The 24,666-nt window shown below is 64.4% G+C and carries 18 protein-coding genes and 1 tRNA gene; 7 read left to right on the top strand and 12 right to left on the bottom strand.

Annotated elements, in window-relative coordinates; translation table 11 throughout:
• The first annotated feature begins 313 nt into the window (after positions 1-313).
• Positions 314-2,098 carry an HNH endonuclease signature motif containing protein gene (locus BLJ79_RS01735; protein WP_071212928.1) on the top strand — a complete coding sequence of 595 codons (1,785 nt, stop codon included), beginning with the start codon at positions 314-316 and terminating at the stop codon, positions 2,096-2,098.
• Positions 2,099-2,612: 514 nt separating this feature from the next.
• On the opposite strand, the gene BLJ79_RS01730 is transcribed toward BLJ79_RS01735, so the two are convergent.
• Positions 2,613-6,506, bottom strand: coding sequence for a DNA-directed RNA polymerase subunit beta' (locus tag BLJ79_RS01730; protein WP_071212927.1), 3,894 nt, complete (start codon positions 6,504-6,506; stop codon positions 2,613-2,615).
• A gap of 190 nt (positions 6,507-6,696) precedes the next feature.
• Complete coding sequence (gene rpoB, locus BLJ79_RS01725) at positions 6,697-10,203, bottom strand: DNA-directed RNA polymerase subunit beta (protein ID WP_071212926.1); 3,507 nt, start codon at positions 10,201-10,203, stop codon at positions 6,697-6,699.
• A 309-nt stretch (positions 10,204-10,512) separates the two neighbouring features.
• On the opposite strand from rpoB, the gene BLJ79_RS01720 reads away from it, so the two are divergent.
• Both BLJ79_RS01720 and BLJ79_RS01715 read left to right on the top strand, forming a co-directional pair.
• Positions 10,513-11,706, top strand: a complete 1,194-nt coding sequence (locus BLJ79_RS01720; RefSeq protein ID WP_175475359.1) for an acetyl-CoA C-acetyltransferase — start codon at positions 10,513-10,515, stop codon at positions 11,704-11,706.
• 5 nt (positions 11,707-11,711) lie between these two features.
• Positions 11,712-12,215 (top strand): aminoacyl-tRNA deacylase, encoded by a 504-nt coding sequence (locus tag BLJ79_RS01715; RefSeq protein WP_071212925.1) that lies wholly within the window; start codon positions 11,712-11,714, stop codon positions 12,213-12,215.
• On the opposite strand, the gene BLJ79_RS01710 is transcribed toward BLJ79_RS01715, so the two are convergent.
• From BLJ79_RS01710 to BLJ79_RS01675, 8 genes are all read right to left on the bottom strand, one after another.
• Positions 12,178-13,371, bottom strand: a complete 1,194-nt coding sequence (locus BLJ79_RS01710; RefSeq protein ID WP_071212924.1) for an acyltransferase family protein — start codon at positions 13,369-13,371, stop codon at positions 12,178-12,180. The two genes, BLJ79_RS01715 and BLJ79_RS01710, sit on opposite strands and share 38 nt — an antisense overlap.
• 202 nt (positions 13,372-13,573) lie before the next feature.
• A complete protein-coding gene (rplL, locus tag BLJ79_RS01705) occupies positions 13,574-13,945 on the bottom strand; it encodes a 50S ribosomal protein L7/L12 (RefSeq protein ID WP_071212923.1) in 372 nt (123 codons plus the stop codon).
• A 68-nt stretch (positions 13,946-14,013) separates the two neighbouring features.
• Positions 14,014-14,568: a 50S ribosomal protein L10 gene (gene rplJ / locus BLJ79_RS01700; protein ID WP_007271013.1), complete on the bottom strand. Its 555-nt coding sequence runs from the start codon at positions 14,566-14,568 to the stop codon at positions 14,014-14,016.
• Positions 14,569-15,633: 1,065 nt separating this feature from the next.
• Complete coding sequence (gene rplA / locus BLJ79_RS01695) at positions 15,634-16,344, bottom strand: 50S ribosomal protein L1 (RefSeq protein ID WP_071212922.1); 711 nt, start codon at positions 16,342-16,344, stop codon at positions 15,634-15,636.
• 159 nt (positions 16,345-16,503) lie between these two features.
• Positions 16,504-16,935, bottom strand: coding sequence for a 50S ribosomal protein L11 (gene rplK, locus BLJ79_RS01690; protein ID WP_071212921.1), 432 nt, complete (start codon positions 16,933-16,935; stop codon positions 16,504-16,506).
• A 133-nt stretch (positions 16,936-17,068) separates the two neighbouring features.
• The gene (gene nusG / locus BLJ79_RS01685; RefSeq protein WP_071212920.1) at positions 17,069-17,866 is read right to left on the bottom strand and encodes a transcription termination/antitermination protein NusG; all 798 of its coding nucleotides are present in this window, start codon (positions 17,864-17,866) and stop codon (positions 17,069-17,071) included.
• A gap of 57 nt (positions 17,867-17,923) precedes the next feature.
• Positions 17,924-18,190 (bottom strand): preprotein translocase subunit SecE, encoded by a 267-nt coding sequence (gene secE, locus BLJ79_RS01680; protein ID WP_071212919.1) that lies wholly within the window; start codon positions 18,188-18,190, stop codon positions 17,924-17,926.
• A 117-nt stretch (positions 18,191-18,307) separates the two neighbouring features.
• A tRNA-Trp gene (locus BLJ79_RS01675) sits at positions 18,308-18,380 on the bottom strand.
• Positions 18,381-18,551: 171 nt separating this feature from the next.
• Between BLJ79_RS01675 and BLJ79_RS01670 the strand changes: the two genes are divergently transcribed.
• Positions 18,552-19,130, top strand: coding sequence for a hypothetical protein (locus BLJ79_RS01670; protein ID WP_071212918.1), 579 nt, complete (start codon positions 18,552-18,554; stop codon positions 19,128-19,130).
• Positions 19,131-19,361: 231 nt separating this feature from the next.
• Positions 19,362-20,561: a pyridoxal phosphate-dependent aminotransferase gene (locus tag BLJ79_RS01665; protein WP_071212917.1), complete on the top strand. Its 1,200-nt coding sequence runs from the start codon at positions 19,362-19,364 to the stop codon at positions 20,559-20,561.
• A gap of 100 nt (positions 20,562-20,661) precedes the next feature.
• Here the strand turns inward: BLJ79_RS01665 and BLJ79_RS01660 are convergent, their stop codons facing one another.
• Together BLJ79_RS01660 and BLJ79_RS01655 are read right to left on the bottom strand one after the other, a co-directional pair.
• The gene (locus BLJ79_RS01660; protein WP_071212916.1) at positions 20,662-21,336 is read right to left on the bottom strand and encodes a LuxR C-terminal-related transcriptional regulator; all 675 of its coding nucleotides are present in this window, start codon (positions 21,334-21,336) and stop codon (positions 20,662-20,664) included.
• Positions 21,329-22,603, bottom strand: a complete 1,275-nt coding sequence (locus tag BLJ79_RS01655) for an ATP-binding protein (RefSeq protein ID WP_071212915.1) — start codon at positions 22,601-22,603, stop codon at positions 21,329-21,331. Before BLJ79_RS01655 ends, BLJ79_RS01660 begins: the two co-directional genes overlap by 8 nt.
• 126 nt (positions 22,604-22,729) lie before the next feature.
• Here BLJ79_RS01655 and BLJ79_RS01650 point away from each other — a divergent pair, with 126 nt between their 5' ends.
• A complete protein-coding gene (locus BLJ79_RS01650) occupies positions 22,730-24,379 on the top strand; it encodes a PspC domain-containing protein (protein ID WP_083410926.1) in 1,650 nt (549 codons plus the stop codon).
• Positions 24,376-24,603 carry a hypothetical protein gene (locus BLJ79_RS01645; RefSeq protein ID WP_071212913.1) on the top strand — a complete coding sequence of 76 codons (228 nt, stop codon included), beginning with the start codon at positions 24,376-24,378 and terminating at the stop codon, positions 24,601-24,603. Before BLJ79_RS01650 ends, BLJ79_RS01645 begins: the two co-directional genes overlap by 4 nt.
• The last annotated feature ends 63 nt before the right edge of the window (positions 24,604-24,666 follow it).

Below are 24,666 nucleotides of genomic sequence, written 5' to 3'. Positions count from 1 at the left end.
GCTTAGCACGCGGATCACCCGCCCCCTGACACCGCGCCTCTTCCCGAGAAGCCCCCCATCCCCGCGGAATCGGGCCACGCTCCCCCGTCGCTCCAGGAACCACCGTAATTCCGCCATTGCCTCCCGCCACCAGACCTTCCCCGCGCGCCTGCGCTGAAACGCACATCACTTAATTTCCGCCTCCATTCGACCGCCCCGGGCAATCCCCTTCACTTCCCATCCGACCCCGGGGCCACCGCCACTTCACCGAAAGTTATCCACATATTCGCCCAGACCCAACATTTCGACGCGGCAAAGGTCCATGGTGGATGGCATGACGACGACGGCAACACTCGCGACCGCCGGATTGGCTGGTCTCCAGCAGATCCTGGCTCCGTCCACGAAGGACCTGAATGCAAACCCATCCGCAACCACCGTGGACGAGAAGTTGCGCCTGCTCGCCGTCCTGAACTCCATGCAAAAGATCCTCCTCGACGACGTCGCACACGCCGTCTCGTCGTCTCCTGCCAGGTCCGTGTTCCTGGCACTGCTGACCGAGGACCTGGCCCGGACAGCAGGTCGTGCCCAAATCGTTGAGGCGGGGAAACTCGAGGAAACCGAGGCCCACACGCTTCGGGAAGAACCCCTCGCCCTGCTTCACGAAGCGCACCGCGGCTTGGCTGCATTCATCGGGGGAAGCATCTCGCTGCCCGGTGACCATCGCAACGCTCCCGGGACCAAGATGCTGTTCAAGGACGCCACCGATCTGCTCAAGGACCAGCTGCATCTTTCCTTTGCCCAGGCCAAGCACCGGGTCATCGTCCACGACCTGCTGCTCCCCCGTGCAGGGTTCAACGGTGCCGTTCTCCCTCCGCACTTTGGACAGCTGGCCAGCGTGTTCAATGACGGTTCGGCCGACCCCCACGAGGTCGCACTCGCCGCCCGGCGAATGCTCGCGCTGCAACCAGGCATCGATGCCCARCAGGATCCCGCGGCAACAGCCGAGTCCATTGAGCAGCAGCTTGCCGAATCATTGGAGGACAGGAACCCCTCCGGCACCGCCCAGCTTTTCAAGCGTATCTCCGCGGAACTCGACGCTAGCGCGCTGGAACGCAGCGAGGCGGAGATGGAAGCCCACATCGGACTGCGTTACAAGGGCAAGCAGCCGCGCGGATTCATCTGGGAGCTCTGCACCGATCTCCGGGGACATGCGATGCTCCAGACGTTATCGGACCAACTGTCCAATCCGCGGTCCGCATTCGGTCGTGACACCACACCCCCCGATGGAGAGGGCAACGGGCAACAGTCAGGGGAATCTTCCGGTGAGCAGCCCGAGCTTCCGGGCCTTTCGAACGAGTCGCTTTTCCCGGTTGCACCGCCGGTCCCCGCGTGGGCCGTCGACCCCGACATGCCGGAAGACCAGCGGCCGCGAGCAGGGTTTGCCGACGTTGGACGGCCCGGAACCGCCGAAGACCAGATGCCCGGGCTGCAGCTCCAACCCGGCGAGGCGCCGGCGGCGGCCCGGGAACGGCTGAAGGCAAGGAGCTTGCTCCGGTTCCTGTTCGATTCCGCGCGCTTCGTTGCCGACGGCGACCAGGAAGCCTCGCCGGATCTGCCCATGAGACCCAATGTGGAATTGATCGTGACGATTTCCTGGGATTCCCTGATCGGGAAGCTGAACGACCCGGGTCTCACCAGTCACAACCATCTGGTTTCGGCCGGATACGCGCGGAGACTCGCCTGTTCCGCCAACGTCATTCCGGCCGTACTGGGAACGGAGTCGCAACCCCTGGATCTCGGCAGAACCCAACGGTTCTTCAATCGCGCACAAAGACGGGCCATGATGCTGCGGGACATCGGCTGCATCAATCCGGGCTGCAGCATGGCAGGGCATCGCTGCGAAGCCAACCACATCAAGCCCTGGTACCTAGGCGGCGAAACCAACCTGGCCAATAGCGCGCTTCTTTGCCCGGCATGCCATGCTTCCTTCCACGCCGGTCACTTCAAGATCGTAGTGGTGAATTCGATCCCCTACGTCCTGCAGAACAAGGCACTTGATCCCGAACAGCGACTCCGCCGTAATTGGATCTTCCACCCGAGCGCCAAGGCCATCGGCTAACCGTCAAACGGCTTGGCCCGCCGCTTCTCACGTTGCCTGCCTCCCAGAACGGAAGCGGCAAGGCCGCTTGGTTCCATGCAGGAGCGCACGGCACCAGCCGCCATTCCCCCGCCTGCCAAGACGGCACCAGGCAAGTTATCCACTAGGTGCATAATCCAATGGTCGCTCTCGTGCGCGTCCGAAATTCCGCATCATTCCGCGAAATGAGACCGCACGCACTGCACCGCAAGCGTGCGCGTCGGGGGACCACCAGTCCAACATCGGGTGCAATTACATCCAATGCCGCACCATCTTCCCACCGTGCCACCCTCGCGCCCCCCGGACACCTCCCGCCGTCACTTGCGGCCAGGCCCCGGTTCCCGAACCCCGATACGGCACCGACACCCTTGGGCATGAAAAAGGCCGGCCCGCACCGCACTCCCCCGCCTCCTCTTTCAAGGAGCGGGAAGTGCGGCACGGGCCGGCCTCGTTACGTGTTCTTCTTCCCGGCGATGCCGGGAAGAAGAACTACGCCTTAGCGGAAATCGTTGCCGAGATCGTAGTCATCCATGGCGATGGCGTGGAATTCCGGGCTCAGGCCCGGCTCCAGACCTTCGTAGTCCATGCCGGTGGAGAAGGCGGACTGCCCGGTGAACAGCGAAGCCTTCGCTGCCTCGGTCGGTTCCACGTTCACCTGGGTGTAGCGATCCAGGCCGGTACCGGCCGGGATCAGCTTACCGATGATGACGTTTTCCTTCAGGCCGAGCAATGGATCGGACTTGCCTTCCATCGCGGCCTGGGTCAGGACACGCGTGGTCTCCTGGAAGGACGCGGCCGAGAGCCAGGAATCGGTAGCCAAGGAAGCCTTGGTGATACCCATCAGCTCGTCACGACCGGATGCGGGACGCTTGCCCTCGGAGACGGCCTTGCGGTTCTCCGACTGGAAGCGTGCCTTGTCCGCCAGCTCGCCCGGCAGCAAGTCGGTTTCGCCCGACTCGATGACGGTGATGCGGCGAAGCATCTGGCGAACGATGACTTCCACGTGCTTGTCGTGGATGCCCACGCCCTGGGACTGGTAGACCTCCTGGACTTCGCGTACGAGGAACTTCTGTGCCTCACGCGGGCCAAGAACTCGCAGGACCTGCTTCGRATCGATCGCACCGGCAACCAGCTGCTGGCCAACGGTGACGGACTCGCCCTCGATAACCAATAGACGTGCACGACGCAGCACCGGGTAGGCGATTTCTTCGTCGCCGTTGTCCGGGGTGATCACGATGCGCAGCTGCTTCTCGGAATCCTCGATGGTCACGCGACCGGCAACCTCGGAGATCGGGGCAACACCCTTGGGGGTACGTGCCTCGAAGAGCTCCTGGATACGCGGCAGACCCTGGGTGATATCTTCCGCGGAGGCAGCGCCACCGGTGTGGAAGGTACGCATGGTCAGCTGGGTACCGGGCTCACCGATGGACTGTGCGGCAATAATGCCCACTGCTTCACCGATGTCAACGGTCTTGCCGCTGGCCAGCGAACGTCCGTAGCACAGTGCACACGTTCCGACGGCCGATTCACAGGTCAGCACGGAGCGGACCTTGATCTCGGTGACACCGGCGTTGAACAGCTCGTCGATGAGCACGTCGCCCACGTCCGAGCCGCCCGCAGCCAGCACCTTGCCCTCTGCGTCGGTCACATCGGTGGCCAACGTACGGGTGTAGGCCGAGTTCTCGACGGTTTCGTGCATGCGCACGGTGCCGATCTCGTCCGTGTAGGCGATCGGCACGGTCAGGCCGCGGCTGGTGCCGCAGTCCTGCTCGCGCACGATGACATCCTGCGAGACGTCCACCAGACGACGGGTCAGGTAACCCGAGTTGGCGGTCTTCAGCGCGGTATCCGCCAGGCCCTTACGGGCACCGTGGGTCGCGATGAAGTACTCAAGGACCGACAGGCCTTCACGGTATGAAGACTTGATCGGACGCGGGATGATCTCGCCCTTTGGGTTGGACACCAGGCCACGGATACCGGCAATCTGGCGCAGCTGCAGCCAGTTACCACGAGCCTTGGAAGTCACCATGCGGTTGATGGTGTTCAGCTCTTCCATGCCGGCCTGCATGGCCGCGGCAACCTCGTCGGTCGCCTTGGTCCAGATGTCAATCAGGTCCTGGCGGCGCTCGGAGTCGGCAATCAGGCCCTTGTCGTACTGCGACTGGACGCGACGCGCCTTCTCCTCGTACGGGGCAAGGATGGTGGCCTTGTCCATGTTCGAGGTGATGTCGGAGATGGCAACGGTGATGCCCGAGCGGGTGGCCCACTTGAAGCCTGCATCCTTGAGGTTGTCCAGCGTTGCCGCGGTAACAACCTTCGGGTAGCGCTCGGCCAGGTCGTTGACGATGTCCGAGAGGGCATCCTTGCCGGCGACACGCTCCACCCACGGGTAATCCGCAGGCAGGGTCTCGTTGAACAGGACCTGTCCGAGGGAGGTCTCGATGAGCGCCTCGGCGCCCTCGACCCAACCTTCCGGAGCCGGCTGGTCAGCGGACGGGACAAAGCCCGACACGCGGATCTTGACCGGTGCGTTCAGGTGCAGCTCTCCGCGGTCCATCGCCATGATCGCCTCGGCGGCCGAGGAGAACGCACGACCGGCGCCCTTCTCGTCCAGGCGCTTGGTGGTCAAGTGGTGCAGACCGATGATCATATCCTGCGAAGGAAGTGCAACCGGGCGGCCATCGGACGGCTTCAGGATGTTGTTCGAGGACAGCATCAAGATGCGTGCCTCGGCCTGGGCCTCGGGGCTCAGCGGCAGGTGGACTGCCATCTGGTCACCGTCGAAGTCGGCGTTGAAGGCGGCACAAACCAGCGGGTGGAGCTGAAGGGCCTTGCCTTCAACCAGCTGGGGTTCGAACGCCTGGATGCCCAAACGGTGCAGGGTGGGTGCACGGTTAAGCAACACCGGGTGCTCGGTGATGATCTCTTCGAGAACGTCCCAGACCTGCGGACGGTAACGCTCGACCATGCGCTTGGCGCTCTTGATGTTCTGTGCGTGGTTGAGGTCAACCAGGCGCTTCATCACGAACGGCTTGAAGAGCTCCAGGGCCATCTGCTTGGGCAGACCACACTGGTGCAGCTTCAGCTGCGGGCCGACCACGATGACCGAACGGCCCGAGTAGTCGACGCGCTTGCCGAGGAGGTTCTGGCGGAATCGTCCCTGCTTGCCCYTGAGCATGTCGCTCAGGGACTTCAGCGGACGGTTGCCCGGACCGGTCACCGGACGGCCACGACGGCCGTTGTCGAAGAGCGAGTCCACAGCTTCCTGCAGCATGCGCTTTTCGTTGTTCACGATGATTTCCGGCGCACCGAGGTCCAACAAGCGCTTGAGGCGGTTGTTGCGGTTGATCACGCGGCGGTACAGGTCGTTGAGGTCGGAGGTCGCAAAGCGGCCACCGTCCAGCTGCACCATCGGGCGAAGCTCCGGCGGGATCACCGGAACGGCGTCCAGGACCATGCCCAACGGGGAGTTGGTGGTGGTCAGGAACGCGTTGACGACCTTGAGGCGCTTCAGGGCACGGGTCTTGCGCTGGCCCTTGCCGGTCTCGATGATTTCCCGAAGGATCTCGGCTTCCGCTTCCATGTCGAAGCCCTCGAGGCGCTTCTTGATGGCTTCGGCACCCATGGAGCCTTCGAAGTACAGTCCGTAGCGTTCGCGCAGCGAACGGAACAGGCCTTCGTCACCCTCGAGGTCAGCGACCTTCAGGTTCTTGAAACGGTCCCAGACCTGGTCAAGACGCTCGATGTCGGCGTCGGCGCGCTTGCGCACCTGGGCCATCGTCTTGTCCGCGAGGTCGCGGGTCTTCTTCTTTTCCGCTGCCTTGGCGCCGTCGGCTTCGAGGGCAGCAAGCTGGTCCTCGAGGTCGCGGGCGATGGAGGCGATGTCGGAGTCGCGGGTGTCAACCAGCTGCTTGCGTTCCAGGTCATGCTGGGCCTGGAGGTTCGGCAGCTCGGCGTGGCGGCGCTCTTCATCAACGGCGGTGACCATGTAGGCCGCGAAGTAGATGATCTTCTCAAGATCCTTCGGGGCCAGGTCAAGCAGGTAGCCCAAGCGCGAGGGAACGCCCTTGAAGTACCAGATGTGGGTCACCGGAGCGGCGAGCTCGATGTGGCCCATGCGTTCGCGGCGGACCTTGGCGCGGGTGACTTCGACGCCACAGCGTTCGCAAATGATGCCCTTGAAACGCACGCGCTTGTACTTGCCGCAGTTGCACTCCCAGTCACGGGTGGGACCGAAGATCTTTTCGCAGAAAAGACCGTCCTTTTCCGGCTTGAGGGTGCGGTAGTTGATGGTTTCGGGCTTCTTTACCTCGCCGTAGCTCCACCCGCGGATCTCTTCCGCAGTTGCCAGGCCGATGCGCATGAGGCCGAATGAGGATTCGCTGGACATATGGTCCTTATCTCTCTTCTAAGTTCTCTGAAGTCTAATGTGGTGGGGTGTTCGCCGGTCCTTGCGGATCGGCGCCCACCGTTGGGTCTGGAAGTGATCCAGTTCCGTGGCCGTGGTTTCGTGCCGGGGGCGGGCGGACCGGCGTTGCCGGTGCACCGCTCCCCCTGGCACGAAAACCCACTGCGGGGAACTAGACCTCTTCGACGGAGTTCGGTTCCGACCGGGAAAGGTCGATGCCGAGTTCTTCCGCGGCCCGGAAGACTTCTTCATCCGAGTCTCGCATTTCGATGGTCTGTCCGTCGGTTCCGAGGACCTCGACGTTCAGGCACAACGACTGCATTTCCTTGATCAGGACCTTGAACGATTCCGGAACGCCAGGTTCCGGGATGTTCTCGCCCTTGACGATCGCCTCGTAGACCTTCACGCGACCGTGGATGTCATCGGACTTGATCGTGAGCAGTTCCTGCAGGGTGTATGCGGCACCGTAGGCCTCCAGGGCCCACACTTCCATCTCACCGAAGCGCTGGCCACCGAACTGTGCCTTACCACCCAGCGGCTGCTGCGTGATCATGGAGTACGGGCCGGTGGAGCGGGCGTGGATCTTGTCGTCCACCAGGTGGTGGAGCTTCAAGATGTACATGTAGCCCACGGAGACCGGATCCGGGAACGGCTCGCCGGAGCGGCCGTCGAACAGACGGGTCTTGCCGGAGTTGCCGATCAGGCGCACGCCGTCGCGGGTCACCGCGGTGTGGTCCAGCAGTCCGCGGATCTCGTCCTCGGAAGCGCCGTCGAAGACCGGGGTCGAAACCGTGGTCGAACCGACCTCGCGCGGCAAGTTCGGCAGATCCTTGATCCACTCCGGCTCGCCCTCGATCTTCCAACCCTGCTTGGCTGCCCAACCCAGGTGGATTTCCAGAACCTGGCCGACGTTCATTCGGCCCGGAACACCCAAGGGGTTCAGGACGATGTCAACCGGAGTTCCATCTTCCAGGAACGGCATGTCCTCGATCGGCAGGATCTTGGAAATGACGCCCTTGTTGCCGTGGCGGCCGGCAAGCTTGTCACCGTTGGTGATCTTGCGCTTCTGTGCCACGTAGACGCGAACCAGCTGGTTCACGCCCGGAGGCAGGTCGTCGTCGTTGTCGCGGTCGAAGATGCGAACACCGATGACCACGCCGGACTCGCCGTGCGGAACCTTCAGCGAGGTGTCGCGCACTTCGCGGGACTTCTCGCCGAAGATGGCACGCAGCAGGCGCTCTTCCGGGGTCAGCTCGGTCTCGCCCTTGGGCGTGACACGGCCAACGAGGATGTCGCCGGCTTCGACCTCGGCACCGATGTGGATGATGCCGCGTTCGTCGAGCTGCGCCAGGATTTCCTCGGAGACGTTCGGGATGTCCCGGGTGATCTCCTCGGCACCGAGCTTGGTGTCGCGGGCATCGACTTCGTGCTCTTCGATGTGGATCGAGGTGAGCACGTCGTCGGAGACCATGCGCTGCGACAGGATGATCGCATCCTCGAAGTTGTGGCCTTCCCAGGACATGAACGCCACCAGGAGGTTCTTGCCCAGGGCGAGCTCGCCCTTGTCGGTGGACGGGCCGTCGGCGATGATCGAGTTGTAGTCAACCCGGTCGCCCTCGGACACCATCACGCGCTGGTTGTATGCGTTGCCCTGGTTGGAGCGTGCAAACTTCATGATCGGGTAGGAGGCTTCGGTGCCGTCGTCGTTCATGACGGTGACCAAGTCGGCCGACACCTCGGAGACCACGCCGCCGGTGGAGGCGACGACGGAGTCGCCGGCATCCACGGCTGCGAACTTCTCCATGCCGGTGCCCACGAGCGGGGACTCGGATGCCAGCAGCGGCACAGCCTGGCGCTGCATGTTCGCACCCATGAGGGCGCGGTTGGCATCGTCGTGCTCGAGGAACGGAATCAGGGCGGTTGCCACCGACACCATCTGGCGCGGGGAAACGTCCATGTACGCGATCTCGGACGGCTCTACGATGACGGGCTCGCCGCCACCGCCCTTTTCGCGGACCAGGACGCCATCTTCGATGAAGTGTCCGTCTTCGCTCAGAGGCGCGTTGGCCTGGGCGATGAAGTGGTCCAGCTCGTCGTCCGCGGTCAGGTAATCGATCTGGCCGGTGACCTGGCCGTTGACGACCTGGCGGTACGGGGTTTCGATGAAGCCGAAGGCGTTGATGCGGCCGTAGGTCGCCAACGAACCGATCAGGCCGATGTTCGGGCCTTCAGGGGTTTCGATCGGGCACATGCGTCCGTAGTGGGACGGGTGGACGTCTCGAACTTCCATGCCTGCACGGTCACGGGACAGACCGCCCGGGCCCAGCGCGGAAAGACGACGCTTGTGCGTCAGACCGGCCAGCGGGTTGTTCTGGTCCATGAACTGCGAGAGCTGGGAGGTTCCGAAGAACTCCTTGATCGCTGCAACAACCGGACGGATGTTGATCAGCGTCTGCGGGGTGATCGCCTCGACGTCCTGGGTGGTCATGCGTTCGCGAACCACGCGCTCCATGCGGGAAAGACCCGTGCGGACCTGGTTCTCGATCAGTTCGCCCACGGCGCGGATGCGACGGTTGCCGAAGTGGTCGATGTCATCGATGCTGACGGTCAGGTCGACGGGCTTGCCGTCGCGGATGCCCGGGGTGGTCTTCTCGCCTGCGTGCAGGGCAACCAGGAACTTGATCATCGCGACGATGTCGTCGATGTTCAGCACCGAGGCGTCCGGGGAGTTCAGCGGGGTGTCGACGCCGAGCTTGCGGTTGMTCTTGTAACGGCCAACCTTGGCCAGGTCGTAGCGCTTCGCCTCGAAGTAGAGGTTCTTCAGCAACGCCTGTGCGGCATCGACCGTCGGCGGCTCGCCCGGGCGAAGCTTGCGGTAGATATCCAGGAGTGCTTCTTCCTGGGTATCGGTGGTGTCCTTCTCGAGGGTGGCGCGGATCGAGTCGTACTGACCGAACTCCTCGAGGATGCGGCCTTCGGTCCAGCCCAGGGCCTTGAGCAGGACGGTGACCGACTGCTTGCGCTTGCGGTCAAGGCGGACGCCGACCTGGTCGCGCTTGTCGATTTCGAGTTCGAACCAGGCACCACGCGACGGGATGATCTTCGCTGTGAAGATGTCCTTGTCACTGGTCTTGTCCGGGGTGCGCTCGAAGTAGGCGCCCGGGGAACGCACGAGCTGGGACACCACGACACGCTCGGTGCCGTTGATGATGAAGGTGCCCTTGTCGGTCATCAGCGGGAAGTCGCCCATGAACACGGTCTGCTGCTTGATTTCGCCCGTGTTGTTGTTCATGAACTCGGCCTTGACGTACAGCGGAGCCGCGTAGGTTGCGTCGCGGTCCTTGCACTCGGCCATCGTGTACTTGGGATCAGCGAACTCCGGCTCCGAGAAGCTCAGGGACATGGTCTCCTGGAAGTCTTCAATCGGGGAGATCTCTTCGAAGATCTCGGCCAGGCCGGAGACGTTGGCTACACTGGTGTCACCGATGGTCTGGGCGTATGCCAGACGGTTCTTCCAGCGCTCATTGCCGATGAGCCAATCGAAGCTCTCGGTCTGAAGCGCCAAGAGGTTCGGGACGTCAAGTGGTTCGTGAATCTTTGCAAAAGAAAGTCGGCCAGCATATTCCGCGCTGCGGGCCGAACTAGCGGTTTGGTTGTTAGAGGTGCTCGAGGCGACCAAGATGGATCCTTCCACAGACCGTCAGGTTTCCGGCGTCGTCTCCCCGTGACCAGTTTCACTGATCACAGCACCGCTGAGCAGGCCCACCGCTATATGAAGGCCGGAGATGAAAAGAGAAGACGCAAATCTCTACGCTACACCATGTGGCTTACCATGTCCACCGGCATGCGTGCAACCCGGCTACCCAAGGGCCGATTTGGCTGAGATTTCCATCACTATTCTTTGGGGGTCCTGTGGGCCAAACCACAGCGCGCTAGTGTAGAGGTAGCAGTTGTTTCACCGCAACCCCCGAAAGCGAGATCCACCATCATGTCCTCACCACGAGACGCAGTCATAGTTGCCGGAGCGCGCACCCCCTTCGGCCGCCTCAACGGCCAACTCTCCACCCTCAGTGCCGTCGACCTCGGCGCCGCCGCCATCCGCGGGGCACTGGAACGCTCGGGCGTTGCAGCCGCAGACGTGCAGGCCGTCATCATGGGACACGTGGTCCAGGCCGGTTGCGGCCAGAACCCGGCCCGCCAGAGCTCGATCGCGGCCGGGATCGGCTGGGACGTCAACGCCACCACGCTGAACAAGGTCTGCCTCTCCGGACTCGCAGCCGTCACCGATGCGGCACGCCTGATCCGCGTCGGCGACGCGGACGTCGTGGTCGCCGGCGGCCAGGAATCCATGTCACAGACCCCGCACCTGCTGCCGGGTTCACGCAAGGGCTGGACCTACGGGAACATCACCGCCATCGACTCGGTCGCCAACGACGGGCTGACCGACGCCTTCGACGGGAATTCCATGGGCATGAGCACCGAAACCAAGAACACCGAGCTGGGCCTGACACGGACCGAGCAGGACGAGGTTGCCGCGGCCTCGCACCAGCGTGCCGCAATGGCCGTCGAATCGGGCGTCTTTGCCGAGGAGATCGTCCCGGTCAGCATCCCGCAGCGCAAGGGCGATGCCTTGGTCATCGACACCGACGAGGGAATCCGGCCCAACACCACCCTCGAAACCTTGGCCGGGTTGCGCCCGGCCTTCGCCAAGGACGGCAGCATTACCGCCGGAAACTCCTCTCCCCTGTCGGACGGGGCGGCAGCGGTCATCGTCACCTCGCGCGCATACGCCGAGTCGCACAACTTGGAGGTCCTGGCAACCATCGGGGCGGCCGGACAGGTCGCCGGCCCCGACAACTCGCTGCATTCCCAGCCGTCGCACTCGATTGCCGCCGCGCTGAAGACCCAGGGCTGGACCACCTCGGATCTTGATTTCATCGAGATCAACGAGGCCTTCGGCGCCGTGGCCTGCCAGTCGCTGAAGGACCTGGACTACCCGCTGGAAAAGACCAACATCCACGGCGGTGCGATTGCGCTCGGCCACCCGATCGGCGCGTCCGGCGCCCGCCTGGCCCTGACCGCGGCACTGGAACTCAAGCGTCGCGGCTCCGGCCGGACCGCCGTCAGCCTGTGCGGCGGCGGCGGCCAGGGCGATGCCCTGCTGCTGAGCCGAGAGGCCTAGGCAAGATGGCGGATCAGCTGCCGGCAGGTGTGGAACGAATGATGCATGACGCATCGGCACGCGGCCTCGATGTGGAGGTCGTGTCGCGCCCTCCGGCCGGCAGCCTGGCCGAGGCAGCCGGCCTCCTGGGAATCCAGCCGCGCGAGATCATCAAGTCTCTGGTGGTCAAGCACAAGGACGGGTCGTTCTTCTTCGCCCTGATTCCGGGTGACAGGGTCATTTCATGGCCCAAGCTGCGCTCCCTGCTTGGCGTGAACAAGTTGTCCATGCCGCGCTCCGACGTGGCCTTCGATGCCACGGGATATGAGCGCGGCACGATAACCCCGCTGGGCTCGAGTACGCCGTGGCCGGTCTACGCGGACTTCGGCGTCGAACCCGGGCGGATCTGCATCGGTGCCGGCGCCCATGGGCACTCGGCGTTCGTGGATTCCACGGACCTGATCGCGGCACTTGATGCCACGGTGGCCGACATCAGTGATCCCGAGCCGCAGCTTCCAACTTCTTGGTGAGCCCGAGCCGGCCGCCCAGGTAGTTCAGGGACCTGGTGGTCGCGGCGGCCAACGGCTTGGCCAGCGGGCGTTCAATGAACCTCTGGACCAGGTAGGCGGCACCGAAAACCATGCCAATGACCAGGAACAGCGTCAGGTACTGACCCAGCACCGGGTTGAGGTGCTCGATCATCCACCAACCCCACACTTGGTGCAAGAGGTAGACCGGATAGGTCAGCGCGCCCATGGTGGCCAGGAATCGCCACTGCACGTTGCGCAGGGGCGTGAGCGACAGCAAGATCACCGCGGCAAAAAGCCCGGCAATGATCAGCCAGTAGTGCCAGGCAGGAATGACGTAGCCGACCAGTTCCAGGGCCTCGGCCGGTCCCTTCACCCCCGTGAAGAACCCGGCAATGACGACATTGAGCGCCAGCAGGAACCAGCGCATCGGGCTGTGTCCGAAGCGGTAGATGAGGAAGAGCATGATCCCGCCGCAGAAGAGCGGCGCATATTCGCTCATGAGGAACTGTGCCGCGGCCTCGCGGTTCGCGATGTGCAGCGCCAATCCAATCACGGGCCAGGCCGCGGCCAAGACCGTCATGGTCCGAACGGTCAGCAGGCGCAGCATGATCAGCGCAAGTATGAGCAGGTAGAAACGCATTTCGACCCACAAGGTCCAATAGACCCCGTCGATGTGCCGCAGGCCCATGGCCGGGTGGAACATCGTGAGGTTGGCCAGCAGCTCCCTGATGCCCAGCCCCGAGCCCATCTGCGGCCACACGAAAATCACCAGTGTTCCGGTGGCCAACACGGCGAACCAGTAGGCGGGATACAGCCGGCCGATCCGCGAACCGACGAAGCGGCCGGCGCCTTTTCCGTAGGCGGAGAGCAGGATGACGAATCCGCTGATGATGAAGAACAGCTGCACACCCATGTTGCCGTATACGGTGACCTTGGAGAGCAGCGGCCAGGCGTCCCTGGCCTCGGCGGTTCCCCAGAAGCCGTGGTGCCACGCGGTGTAGTGAAAGAGCACCACCAGCACGGCTGCGCCGAGTCGCAGTCCGTCGAGCAGGGCCAGGCGCGGGGCCTTCTTCGGAGCAGTATCAGCCCTATGGGCGGGTTTGGTTTGGGTTGCGGCGGCCGGGGCGGTGATGGTTGCCGTGGCGTTGTGCGACATTGCTGCTTCCCCCTGCGCTTGACCTAGTTCGTTATATATCCGTTATCTACGGTATCAAAGAACATTAGTCGCAGTACCCCAAAGATCAACAAGAGATGCATGTCACAGCAAGTCATAAGCTTTTTCGCCGGAAGCTCGGGGCTAAAGACCTCTGGCCCGCAAAACCAGGGGTTTTGCGGGCCAGAGGTGGTGAAGCGAAGAGTTACTTGACAGTAACCGTTGCGCCGGCGGCCTCCAGGGCCTCCTTTGCCTTCTCTGCAGCTTCCTTGGTGGCAGCTTCGAGGATGGCCTTCGGAGCGGCGTCAACCATATCCTTGGCTTCCTTCAGACCCAACGAAGTCAGGGCACGAACTTCCTTGATGACTGCGATCTTCTTTTCGCCGGCCGATTCGAGGATAACGTCGAATTCGGTCTGCTCTTCGGCTTCAGCGGCACCAGCGGCCGGGCCGGCAACTGCGACAGCAGCTGCGGAGACCTCGAAGGTCTCCTCGAAGGTCTTTACGAACTCGGAGAGCTCGATGATGGTCATTTCCTTGAAGGCTTCCAAGAGCTCTTCGGTGGACAGCTTAGCCATGGTGGGCAGCCTTTCCGTCGGCGGCACTTATGTGCCGCAAGTTACTTGAGTGAGGGGTTGAAGAAAGCTTAGGCTTCTTCGGTGGCGGCTTCGGCAGCAGGTGCCTCGGCCTCGGCAGGTGCTTCAGCAGCGCCACCGTTTGCTTCTTCGAGCTTTGCACGCAGTGCTTCGATGGTGCGGACTGCGGCGGAAGCCGGAGCCTGCAGCACACCGGCAACACGTGCCAGCTGAAACTCACGCGATTCAAGGGCTGCCAGTGCGGCAACTCCGGCTGCGTCAAGGGCCTTGCCCTCGAAGAAACCGGTCTTGATGATGAGCTGCTTGTTGTCCTTGGCGAAATCCGTGAGGCTCTTAGCGGCAGCGATTGCGTCGCCCTTGATAAAGGCGATTGCAGTCGGGCCAGCAAGCTGGCCTTCGAATGCTTCGATGCCGGCTTCCTTTGCTGCGATACCAGTCAAGGTGTTCTTCACAACCGCGTACTTGGTCTCCTGACCAAGTGAGCGGCGAAGCTGCTTGAGCTGCGCAACAGTAAGCCCACGGTATTCGGTCAGGACAGCGGCGGTCGACTCCTTGAAGTCGGCGGTGATTTCCTCAACTGCGGAAACCTTAGTCGGCGTTGCCATAACACTCCTTCCGGGGTATAGATCTGAAACCTGTCAATCTGGCCCGGTCAGGAGTACTGACATAAAAAACGCCCCATGCAGATGCACGGGGCGGAAAGAACGCAACAGTATTGCGGAAAATTCACTTCGTTCACCTGCGCAGGTCGTCCTTTGTGGGACTTTCGGAGTCTTACCGCATAAACAGCAATCCTCGACCGACGGTCTTCGGTAGTCCCAAGCCTAACAGCGGAACGCCACCGGCTCCAAATCGAGTACGGGGTGTTCCTTGCAACAATGCCAGGACGGTGCCCGGATACGGCTTGCCGGGAAAAAGCGACGGGCCCCTCAGGTTCCGCAACTTGGGGGAAAGCGGAAGGGAGGGGCCCGTCTGTGCAGCAATGCAACTTGGGGGAACGCATTGCTGCGGTATCACGCTCGGGGCGGGGCTTGGGGTCTCCGCCGTGGAGCGCGTGGTGACATAGTCACCGGTCGCAATCAGATCGCGACCACTTAAGCTTATCAGGAATGTGCCATCCAACAACTCACTGGGCCGAAATCTTTCCCAATGCCTCGCTGATCAGGCGAAAGTCCCTTCTATTGCTAGCCGGCCGCCCGCCGACGCGTCGGGAAACCATGGAATGCCGGGGATTCCGGCGTGGTTGCACGTCGGCACTCGACCGCGGCAGCCCACAACATGGATTGTGAGTGGCAACGGCCAAAACCAGGCCGGCTTCCACGGAACTCGGCAGCCAGCTGCCAGGGCAAGGACTCGAGCATGCCTTTGGTGGCGCTCCCCCGGCATCGCCCCCCAGGTGTCCTTCGGGCCGTTCTCTCCGGCCCACGGCCAGATCCAAGTTCATGGGCCTCTGGCTGGCGCGGTCGGTGGCATCCGGCGCTGTTGGTTCACCTTGCCCGCTACCAATCCGGTGTTCGCCCATGGTCGTTGCACAGGCTTGTTGACCCGTGCCCTCCGGCGTCCGGGCAAGTACCCGATGTCCGGCGGGCGACGACATGCCCGTTAAACGGACTGACCCGGTACCAGCACCCCTGAGGGGCTGGTACCGGGTCAGCGACGTGGACGCGTAATTAGGAAGCGTCAGGCAGAACTCGGGTGACGTTGGAGTCAACCGCGATGCCCGGGCCGAACGTGGTCGTCAGGGTCGCCTTGGTGATGTAGCGGCCCTTGGAGGAGGAAGGCTTCAAACGAAGAACCTCATCCAGTGCTGCTGCGTAGTTCTCAGCAAGCTTCTGCGCATCGAAGGAAACCTTGCCGATGATGAAGTGCAGGTTCGAGTGCTTGTCGACGCGGAAGTCGATCTTGCCACCCTTGATGTCGTTGACGGCCTTGGCGACGTCCATGGTGACGGTGCCGGTCTTCGGGTTCGGCATCAGGTTACGGGGACCCAGCACCTTACCCAAGCGGCCAACCTTGCCCATGAGGTCAGGGGTTGCAACCGCTGCGTCGAAGTCGGTCCAACCGCCAGCGATCTTGGCGATCAGGTCGTCCGAGCCAACGAAGTCGGCGCCGGCTGCGATTGCAGCCTCTGCCTTGTCGCCGTTCGCGAACACGAGGACGCGGGCGGTCTTGCCGGTGCCGTGGGGAAGGATCACGGTGCCGCGAACCATCTGGTCTGCCTTGCGAGGGTCAACGCCCAAGCGGAAAGCGACCTCAACGGTCTCGTCGGCCTTCGAGAAGGCGACCTCCTTGGCCAAGGCAATTGCCTCAACCGGAGCGTAGAACTTGTCTTCTTCGATCTTCGCCGCGGCGGCTACGAATGCTTTACTGCGCTTTGCCATCTGCTTTTTCTCCTTATGCAGTCGTGGTCATGTTTGGGTCGCGCGCGACCCTGCCACTTGCAATGCGGTGCACCGGTTAGTTCCGGCTGGTTCCGCATCGTCTGGTTGTTTTGGGTTTGCGTTCCTGGCTGGCCAGGTGCGCGGTTGTAAAGGGCGTTACTAGCCTTCTACGGTGATGCCCATCGAACGGGCGGTGCCGGCGATGATCAAGGCAGCAGCCTTGATGTCGTTGGCGTTGAGATCTTCCATCTTGGTGGTGGCGATCTCTTCAACCTGGGCCTGGGTCAGCTTGGCAACCTTGACGGTGTGCGGGGTGGCTGAACCCTTGGCAACGCCTGCGGCCTTCTTGATGAGCTCGGCTGCCGGCGGGGTCTTCGTGATGAAGGTGAACGAACGGTCTTCGTAGACAGTGATTTCAACCGGAACCACGTTGCCGCGCTGCGACTCGGTGGCGGCGTTGTACGCCTTGCAGAATTCCATGATGTTGACGCCGTGCTGACCAAGCGCCGGGCCGATCGGCGGTGCCGGGTTGGCGGCGCCTGCCTGGATCTGCAGCTTGATGAGTCCGGTGACCTTTTTCTTGGGGGCCATGTCGGGTCCTTCTTCTTTTGCGTTGCCCCGTTGCACAGGAGCGTGCCTCGGGGGGTTGGCCGCCGTGGCGCGGCGACCGAAACCGTGCCTGTGCCCGGTAAAGCATCCGGGTGGCAGGCACGAAAACTAAATGTTACTGGATCTTGGTGACCTGGCTGAAGGACAGGGTCACGGGGGTCTCTCGTTCGAAGATCGAGACCAGCACGACCATGGTCGAGGATTCCAGCTTGATCTCGCTGATCGTTGCCGGCAAGGTCTCGAACGGGCCGTCATTGACGATGACCGATTCGCCGACCGCGAAGTCGACGTGGACCTCGGTGATCGGGGCGCGGCCGGCCTTCGAGTGCTCGCCGGCTTCCTCGGTCACGATGGTGTGCTCAAGCATCGAGAAGACTTCCTCAAGACGCAGCGGGACCGGATCGTGGGCGTTGCCGACGAAGCCGGTGACACCTGGGGTGTGGCGAACCGCACCCCACGAGGCGTCGGTCAGTTCCATGCGAACCAGCACGTAGCCGGGGATGCGGACACGACGCACGATCTTGCGCGTGGTGTTCTTGATCTCGACGACTTCTTCCATCGGGACCTGGATTTCATAAATGAATTCCTCCATGCCCAGGGTCTGGATACGGGTCTCGAGGTTCACCTTGACGCGGTTTTCGTAACCTGCGTACGAGTGGATGACGTACCAGTCGCCTGGCTGGCGGCGAAGCTTGGTGCGGAATTCTTCAATGGGATCCACGGCCGGGGCTTCCTCGGCTGCTTCATCCTGCTCGGCTTCCTCGGAGGCCTGCGCGGCGTCTTCGGTTACCTCGGGAGCCTGCTCGGCGTCCTCGGAAACGACGGAATCGGCCGACACCTTATCGGTATCGACCTCTACTGCCTGGCCTTCGAGTTCTTCGGTGGCCTGCGGTTCGAGTTCCTGCTCGGACACTGCGGTTCCTGCTTTCTGTTACTGGTTCACCAGAAATGTGGGGCGTTTGGTCCCGGGTTACTGTTCGGGCGAATTGGTGAAGATCAGAATCGATCCGTTGCCGAACACGAAGTCCAGACCGGAAATGATCAACATCATCAACACCACGAAGCCGATGACAACCAGTGTGTAGTTGACCAGCTCACTGCGGGTAGGTGTGACGACTTTCTTCAGCTCGGAAATCATCTGGCGGAAGAAGAGGGCAATGCCTGCGAAGAAACCGGCTTTCGACGGCTTCTTGTTGTGCCCAGCGCCATGCGAATCGCTCGCAGTCGTTTCGGTCACCGATTCCTCGTTTCAGATTATCCCACTTGAAACAATCACGGTGTGCCGCAGCCGTATCGACCACAACACACCGTGACGTGAATATTCGCCGAGCAACCGTAGATGATTGCCACTGCGCAGGGCAGACAGGACTCGAACCTGCAACCTGCGGTTTTGGAGACCGCTGCGCTACCAATTGCGCCACTACCCTTCGAGCGTCAAGCTCGCGGACCATCAAATCCTCATCGGACTTGGTGATCCAGATGTTTTCCAACACCGAGGATCAAGTCTACGCAAAGATTGTGCCGATTGTCGAACCGGGGGCCCGGTAGGCGTTTTCCGGCCGATATTTGGCCCGGAAACATCCTGCTAGGTTGGTGGCATGTTCCCCACGACAGCCCGGCGCCCGCACCCCGGCTCCACCACCGCCCTGGTCTTGCTGGTCTTTGCCGGCGGCTCGGTGCTTGACGCCATCCTGCGCGCAACCTCGCGGTACTCACCGGCTGCAGGGATGCTGCCCCAGCTGCTGCTCGCCGCCGTGCCCATGTTCATCGCCATGGGCACCTGGATCTGCCTGCGTGGCCGGAAGGGGCTTTCCGGGAGCCTGTTCCTGCAACTGCTGCTGGCGATCGGAGTGGGGGTCCTGGCCATGGGCTCGGCGCTTCCGCTGTCCTGGTACCTCGGCATCGGCCTGGTGCTCTGGGCGATGCGCCTTGGCCGGAGCCTGCTGATGTGGGCGGGCACCAGCCTTTTGGTGCTGGCCGGAGGGGCCCAGTTCGGAATGATCGACTTCTCCGGGGTACTGTTCCTGCCCTTTGCCCTGACCCCGCCGCTGTTCCTCGGTGCCGCCGCCTACTACCAGTGGCACCAGGTGCGCCACAGCCAGCCGGAGACGGACATCGACGCGGAGCGGTCCGCGGAGCTGCTTCGGAATCGCTACGGCCGCGAGCCGGGCCACTAGGTCCCGAAGCCTTCCGGGAGCCCTGGCCGCACCGTCCACGGTGCCGCCGGGAGCCCTGGCCGCACCGTCCACGGTGCCGCCGGGAGCCCGGCCGGCGGCGGCCTCGGTCCGCCGGCCAAGTGCGGCTTCACACTACGACGGCGCGTCAACAAATAATCGTGCCGCCACGGCCGCGACCACTAAGCTTGTTCCATACGCACACCCACACCTCCCTTTCCAGGAAGCGACGACATGCCACGCATTTCCCGACGTATCGGGTCCATCGCAGAATCAGCCACGCTGGCCGTAGACGCCAAGGCCAAGGCACTGAAGGCGGCGGGCCGGCCCGTCATCGGCTTCGGTGCCGGTGAACCGGACTTCGCCACCCCCGACTACATCGTCGAGGCGGCCGTTGCCGCGGCACGCAACCCCAAGTACCACCGCTACTCCCCCGCCGCCGGCCTGCCCGAGCTGCGCGCAGCCATTGCGGAAAAGACCATGCGCGATTCGGGCTACCAGCTCGACGCCGCGCAGGTCATGGTCACCAACGGCGGCAAGCAGGCCGTGTACAACGCCTTTGCCACCCTGCTGGATCCGGGCGACGAGGTCATCGTGCCGACCCCCTACTGGACCACCTACCCCGAGGCCATCCGCCTGGCCGGCGGTGTCCCGGTCGAGGTGTTCGCGGGACCGGAGCAGGGTTACAAGGTCACCGTCGAGCAGCTCGATGCCGCGGTCACCGACAAGACCAAGGTGCTGCTCTTCGTTTCCCCGTCAAACCCGACCGGTGCGGTGTACTCCCCCGACAAGGTCGCGGAAATCGGCCGCTGGGCTGCTTCCAAGGACCTGTGGGTCATCACGGACGAGATCTACGAGCACCTGACCTACGACGATGCGGTGTTCACCTCGATCGCCACGGCCGCCCCGGAACTGGGCGACAAGGTCATCGTGCTCAACGGCGTGGCCAAGACCTACGCCATGACCGGCTGGCGCGTGGGATGGATGGCCGGGCCGCTGGACGTCATCAAGGCCGCCACCAACCTGCAGTCGCATGCGACCTCCAACGTCTCGAACATCTCGCAGGTCGCCGCGCTGGCCGCGGTCTCGGGCCCGCTGGATGCCGTGGCGCAGATGCGCACCGCCTTCGACCGCCGCCGCAAGGCGATGGTCTCGGCACTCAACGCCATCGACGGGGTCAACTGCCCCGTCCCGGAGGGCGCGTTCTACGCGTACTCCGACGTGCGCGCCCTGCTGGGCCGCGAGATCCGCGGCGTGGTTCCCACGACGTCGGCCGAGCTGGCCGCACTCATCCTGGAACAGGTCGAGGTGGCCGTGGTGCCGGGCGAGGCCTTCGGACCGTCGGGCTACATCCGCATGTCCTACGCGCTGGGCGACACTGACCTGGCCGAGGGCGTCGGACGCCTGGCCACCCTGCTGGGCGAGGCCAGGTAGCGCAACCGCCTGCCACGGCGAAGGCCGGTGTCCGGATTCCCCCGCGGGATTCCGGACACCGGCCTTCCTTGCGTTCCGGGTGGCCCCGGCGCGGGGGATGTCAGAGGATCCGGCGGTCCACGGCCCAGCGGGTGAGTTCGTGCCGGTTGGACAACTGCAGCTTGCGCAGCACGCTCGAGACATGGGTCTCGACGGTCTTGACCGAGATGAACAGGTCCTTGGCGACCTCCTTGTAGCTGTAGCCGCGCGCGATCAGGCGCATGACCTCCAGTTCGCGGGCGCTGAGCAGGTCCAGCTCCTCGTCGGCGCTGATCGCCGCCTGGGTGCCGAAGGCATCGAGCACGAACCCGGCCAGCCGCGGGGAGAAGACCGCGTCCCCGCCGGCCACCCGCAGCACCGCATCGGAGATCTCGGTGCCGGAGATCGACTTGGTGACGTAGCCGCGGGCCCCGGCACGGATGACCGTGACCACGTCCTCGGCGGAATCCGAGACGCTCAGCGCAAGGAACTTCACCTGGTCGAATACGTCCACGCAGCCGGTGAGCACCTCCGCGCCGCCGCCCCCGCGCCCACCGGGCAGGTGCACATCGAGCAGCACCACCGCGGGGAGCTGGGCGTGCACCACCGCGATGGCGGATTCGACGGTGGCGGCCTCGCCGACCACCTCGATGCGCCCGTCCAGGTCGGCCTTGAGCCCGGAGCGGAAGATCCCGTGGTCATCGACCACCACCACCCGCACCCGGTTCGATGCCGTGTTTTCGGTTGACTCAGTCATGTCCTTCTCCGTTTTCCGTTTCCAGCACCAGATGCACCTCGGTGCCCTCCGCGTCGCTCTTGATGCGGGCGCTCCCGCCGTTGCGTTCCATGCGCCCGATGATCGATTCGCGCACCCCGTGCCGGTCCGCGGAGACCGCGGCGGGGTCGAAGCCCGGTCCGCGGTCGCGCACAAACACCTCGACCTTGGCGGGGGATGCCTCCACGTACACCGAGATGGTGCCGCCGGCGTGCTTGGCCGCGTTGGCCATGGCCTCGCGGGTGGCCTGCAGCAGGGCCTCGTGCCCGGGGGCTCCGGTGCGCTCCCCGACGCCCACCACGTTGATGGACACCAGGTAGAGTTCCTCGATCTCGCCGGCGGCCGTGCGGATCGCCTCGGTGATCCCGTCCTCGCTGCGCTCGTGCTCGTCGTACAGCCAGGAGCGCAGCTCGCGTTCCTGGGCGCGGGCCAGGGTGAGCACCTTGGCCGGGTCCTCGGCGCGCTTCTGGATCAGCGCCAGGGTCTGGAGCACCGAGTCGTGCAGGTGCGCGGCGATGTCCGCGCGTTCCGCCGCCCGCACCCGGTTGGTGCGTTCGGAGACGAAGTCGCGCCAGAAGCGCAGCGCCCAGGGCAGCAGCACCAGTGCCAGCCCGGCGATGACCGCCACCGCCACCGCGAGCCCCGAGAGCAGGGCGCTAAGGCCCACGGCCCCGCTGAGCAGCAGCAGCACCCCGGCGACCACCAGCGAGACGCCCACCAGCAGCCGCGCCAGCCCGGCGGCGCCCAGCGCCCCGGTGTTCTTGCGCAGGTCCTGCCGTCCGCCCTCGTCCAATTGCGTCCAGGCCAGCACCGCGCCGGCCACCACCACCAGCAGCGGCCAGACGACGTTCCAGCGGATGGCCACCCCGAGCAGCTGTGCACCGGCCAGCCCCGCCACCAGCAGCAGGGCGATGCCGATGAGCACCTGGCGCAGCGAGGCCTGCCGGGCGCCGTCCCCCGGTTCATCCGACGCGCCGCGGGTGCCGGCGCCCAGTTCCTCGGCGAGGGTGAAGCGGCGAGTGCCGCTGCGCCGCTCGGCGTCGCGTTCGGCGTCGTTGGCGCTGGGCAGGAAGATCCACAGCCAGGCGTAGAGCACGACCCCGGCCCCGGCCAGCAGGCAGGCGGCCAGGAAGCCGATCCGCACCCATTTCACCTGCACGCCCAGGTGCGCCGCCACCCCGGAGCAGACCCCGGCAACGATGCGCGACGGTCCGCGCAGCAACTCGGGACGCAGGGGTGCTTGGCTCATGTATCCATCCAAGCATGCCCCGGGCCCCAAACGGGCCTTTGGCCACCGATCCCGGGGTAGGGCTCAGGGTTCAATCAGGGGCGACCCCCATAGCGCGGGGTGCAGCCGAGGCGCGAGGATTGAAGCATGAATGAAGCATCGATGGAACACGGGTTTTTCCGGTGGATACGAGAACTGGGGCTGCGGCGCGGCGAGGACCACTGGGTCGGCGGCGTCGCCTCCGGGGTTGCGACGCGCTTCGGCATCGCCCCCATCCTGGTGCGCGGCGCCTTCGTGGCGCTGTGCTTCGTGGCCGGGCTGGGTTTGCTGGTCTACGGCGTCGGCTGGGCCCTGCTGCCCGGGGCCGACGGGAAGATCCACGTGCAGGAGGCGATTGCCGGGCGCTGGAGCAGCGGGATGAGCGGGGCGCTGGTCTTCTTCGTCATCGGCGCGGTCGGCTCCCCGGCACTCTTTGGCTGGTGGGACGGCGGGTTCTGGACGCTGCTGGTGATCCTGGGCGTCTGCTTCCTGGTCTTCTCCCGGCGCGGACGCTTTGCCGAAAATGCCGGAGGCAAGCAACCCGCCGCATCGTGGGCCACGGGCACCGACAGCCCGGCCCCGGCCAACCCGGCAGGTTCCGGTGCCACGCAGGCCCCGGCCTCCCAGGCGGCGGCACCCACGGCGTCCTTTGCCGCGTCCACCGGCTCCTTGCCGGGGGAAGCAACCCCCGCCACCGCCTCGGGCACGGTGCCCGATGACGCTTTTGCCACCCACACAACGGCAGGTGCAGCTGCGGACACCTTCGACGAGGGCTCCACGAGGGACGATGTGCCCGCCTCGGATGCTTCGGACGCGGACGCCACCAAGGCGGACGACGCGGAAACCCCGGCCGGGGCCGATGCCCGGACCTCGGGCGGCGACCCCGCCGGACCCGGTGCCCCGGGATCCGAGGCACCCACCACGCCACTGACCGCCGCCGTGCCGGGGCACGGCCCGTTCCCGGAGGAGCAAACCATGCCGCAACCAACATCCCAGTCCCCCGCCTCCCCGACCGATGCACGGTCCGGCCACCGCGCGGGGCAGCCCTCGGGATCCGGGCCGACGCCTCCGTCGGGCTTCGAACCGGCAACGGGCTCCCCCGCGCCGGGTTCCGGCAAGGCTCCGCGGCAGGTCCGCGGCAGGTCCGTCCCCGGCTACGTGGCAACCATCGTGCTGGGACTGGCGGTGCTCGCCTTCGCCCTGGTCACGGGGCTCGAACACCTGGGCATGCTCCAGGTGCCGGCCAGCCCGCTGGCCGTGGGATTCGCGGTGGCACTGATCATCATCGCCCTGGGAGTCATCGGGGCGGCGCTGAGCAACCGCACCGGCGGGGCCCTGGTCGGGTTCGGCATCGTCGCCCTGGTCTTCGCCCTGGTCTGGGGCGGCGGATCGCTGCGCGATTCCGGGCCGATCTCCTCGTTCCGCGGCATCACCACCACCGATGGCGGGGGCACCACCAACGTCTTCCACTCCGGGGAACTGGACCTGCGGTCGTACTCCACCATCACCTCGGACACCACGGTGCGGATCGACAACGTCTTCTCCTCCACGAAGTTGATCGTTCCGGACAACATCCCGGTGGTCATCGACTCGCAAAGCGCCTTCGGATCCCAACGGATCAATGGCGCCACCGCCGAAATCCGCAATGGAAGCACAGTCCTGAATGCCGGGCTCGGCGGCCCCGAACTGCACCTGCAGATCGACGGGGCATTCAGCAGCATCGAAATCAACGTAGAGAAGGCAGAGGTTGCACCATGAGCCAGCACACCGCACAACCCTCCAGCCCCGCCGAAGAGGCGCCGGCTTTCCCCACCGGCACCCTGGTCTTCGGCCTGATCCTGCTGGCCATCGGCATCGCGCTGCTGGCCGGGCTGCTGCTCAGCTTCCAGATCAGCGCACCGCTGCTGTTCATCGGGCTCGTGGCCGGGGCCGGGCTGATCCTGGTCATCGCCGGGATCATGGCCGCCCGCCGCTCCCGGTAGGAAAACCCGAAGGGGCAAAATCCGCTCCCGCGCCCACAAACCGCGATCCACATGAAAGACTTT

Source organism: Arthrobacter sp. UCD-GKA (assembly GCF_001863355.1).
Taxonomy (GTDB): Bacteria; Actinomycetota; Actinomycetes; order Actinomycetales; family Micrococcaceae; genus Paeniglutamicibacter.
The sequence above is the reverse complement of the archived record's forward strand: the minus strand, read 5'-3'. Positions and strand labels throughout refer to the sequence as shown.

Bases quoted from the DNA above. Each gene is read 5' to 3' on its own strand.
- BLJ79_RS01720 (WP_175475359.1), top strand. From the start codon at position 10,513: ATGTCCTCACCACGAGACGCAGTCATAGTTGCCGGAGCGCGCACCCCC.
- BLJ79_RS01715 (WP_071212925.1), top strand. From the start codon at position 11,712: ATGGCGGATCAGCTGCCGGCAGGTGTGGAACGAATGATGCATGACGCA.
- BLJ79_RS01710 (WP_071212924.1), bottom strand. From the start codon at position 13,371: ATGTCGCACAACGCCACGGCAACCATCACCGCCCCGGCCGCCGCAACC.
- rplL (WP_071212923.1), bottom strand. From the start codon at position 13,945: ATGGCTAAGCTGTCCACCGAAGAGCTCTTGGAAGCCTTCAAGGAAATG.
- rplJ (WP_007271013.1), bottom strand. From the start codon at position 14,568: ATGGCAACGCCGACTAAGGTTTCCGCAGTTGAGGAAATCACCGCCGAC.
- rplA (WP_071212922.1), bottom strand. From the start codon at position 16,344: ATGGCAAAGCGCAGTAAAGCATTCGTAGCCGCCGCGGCGAAGATCGAA.
- rplK (WP_071212921.1), bottom strand. From the start codon at position 16,935: ATGGCCCCCAAGAAAAAGGTCACCGGACTCATCAAGCTGCAGATCCAG.
- BLJ79_RS01670 (WP_071212918.1), top strand. From the start codon at position 18,552: ATGTTCCCCACGACAGCCCGGCGCCCGCACCCCGGCTCCACCACCGCC.
- BLJ79_RS01665 (WP_071212917.1), top strand. From the start codon at position 19,362: ATGCCACGCATTTCCCGACGTATCGGGTCCATCGCAGAATCAGCCACG.
- BLJ79_RS01660 (WP_071212916.1), bottom strand. From the start codon at position 21,336: ATGACTGAGTCAACCGAAAACACGGCATCGAACCGGGTGCGGGTGGTG.
- BLJ79_RS01655 (WP_071212915.1), bottom strand. From the start codon at position 22,603: ATGAGCCAAGCACCCCTGCGTCCCGAGTTGCTGCGCGGACCGTCGCGC.
- BLJ79_RS01650 (WP_083410926.1), top strand. From the start codon at position 22,730: ATGAATGAAGCATCGATGGAACACGGGTTTTTCCGGTGGATACGAGAA.
- BLJ79_RS01645 (WP_071212913.1), top strand. From the start codon at position 24,376: ATGAGCCAGCACACCGCACAACCCTCCAGCCCCGCCGAAGAGGCGCCG.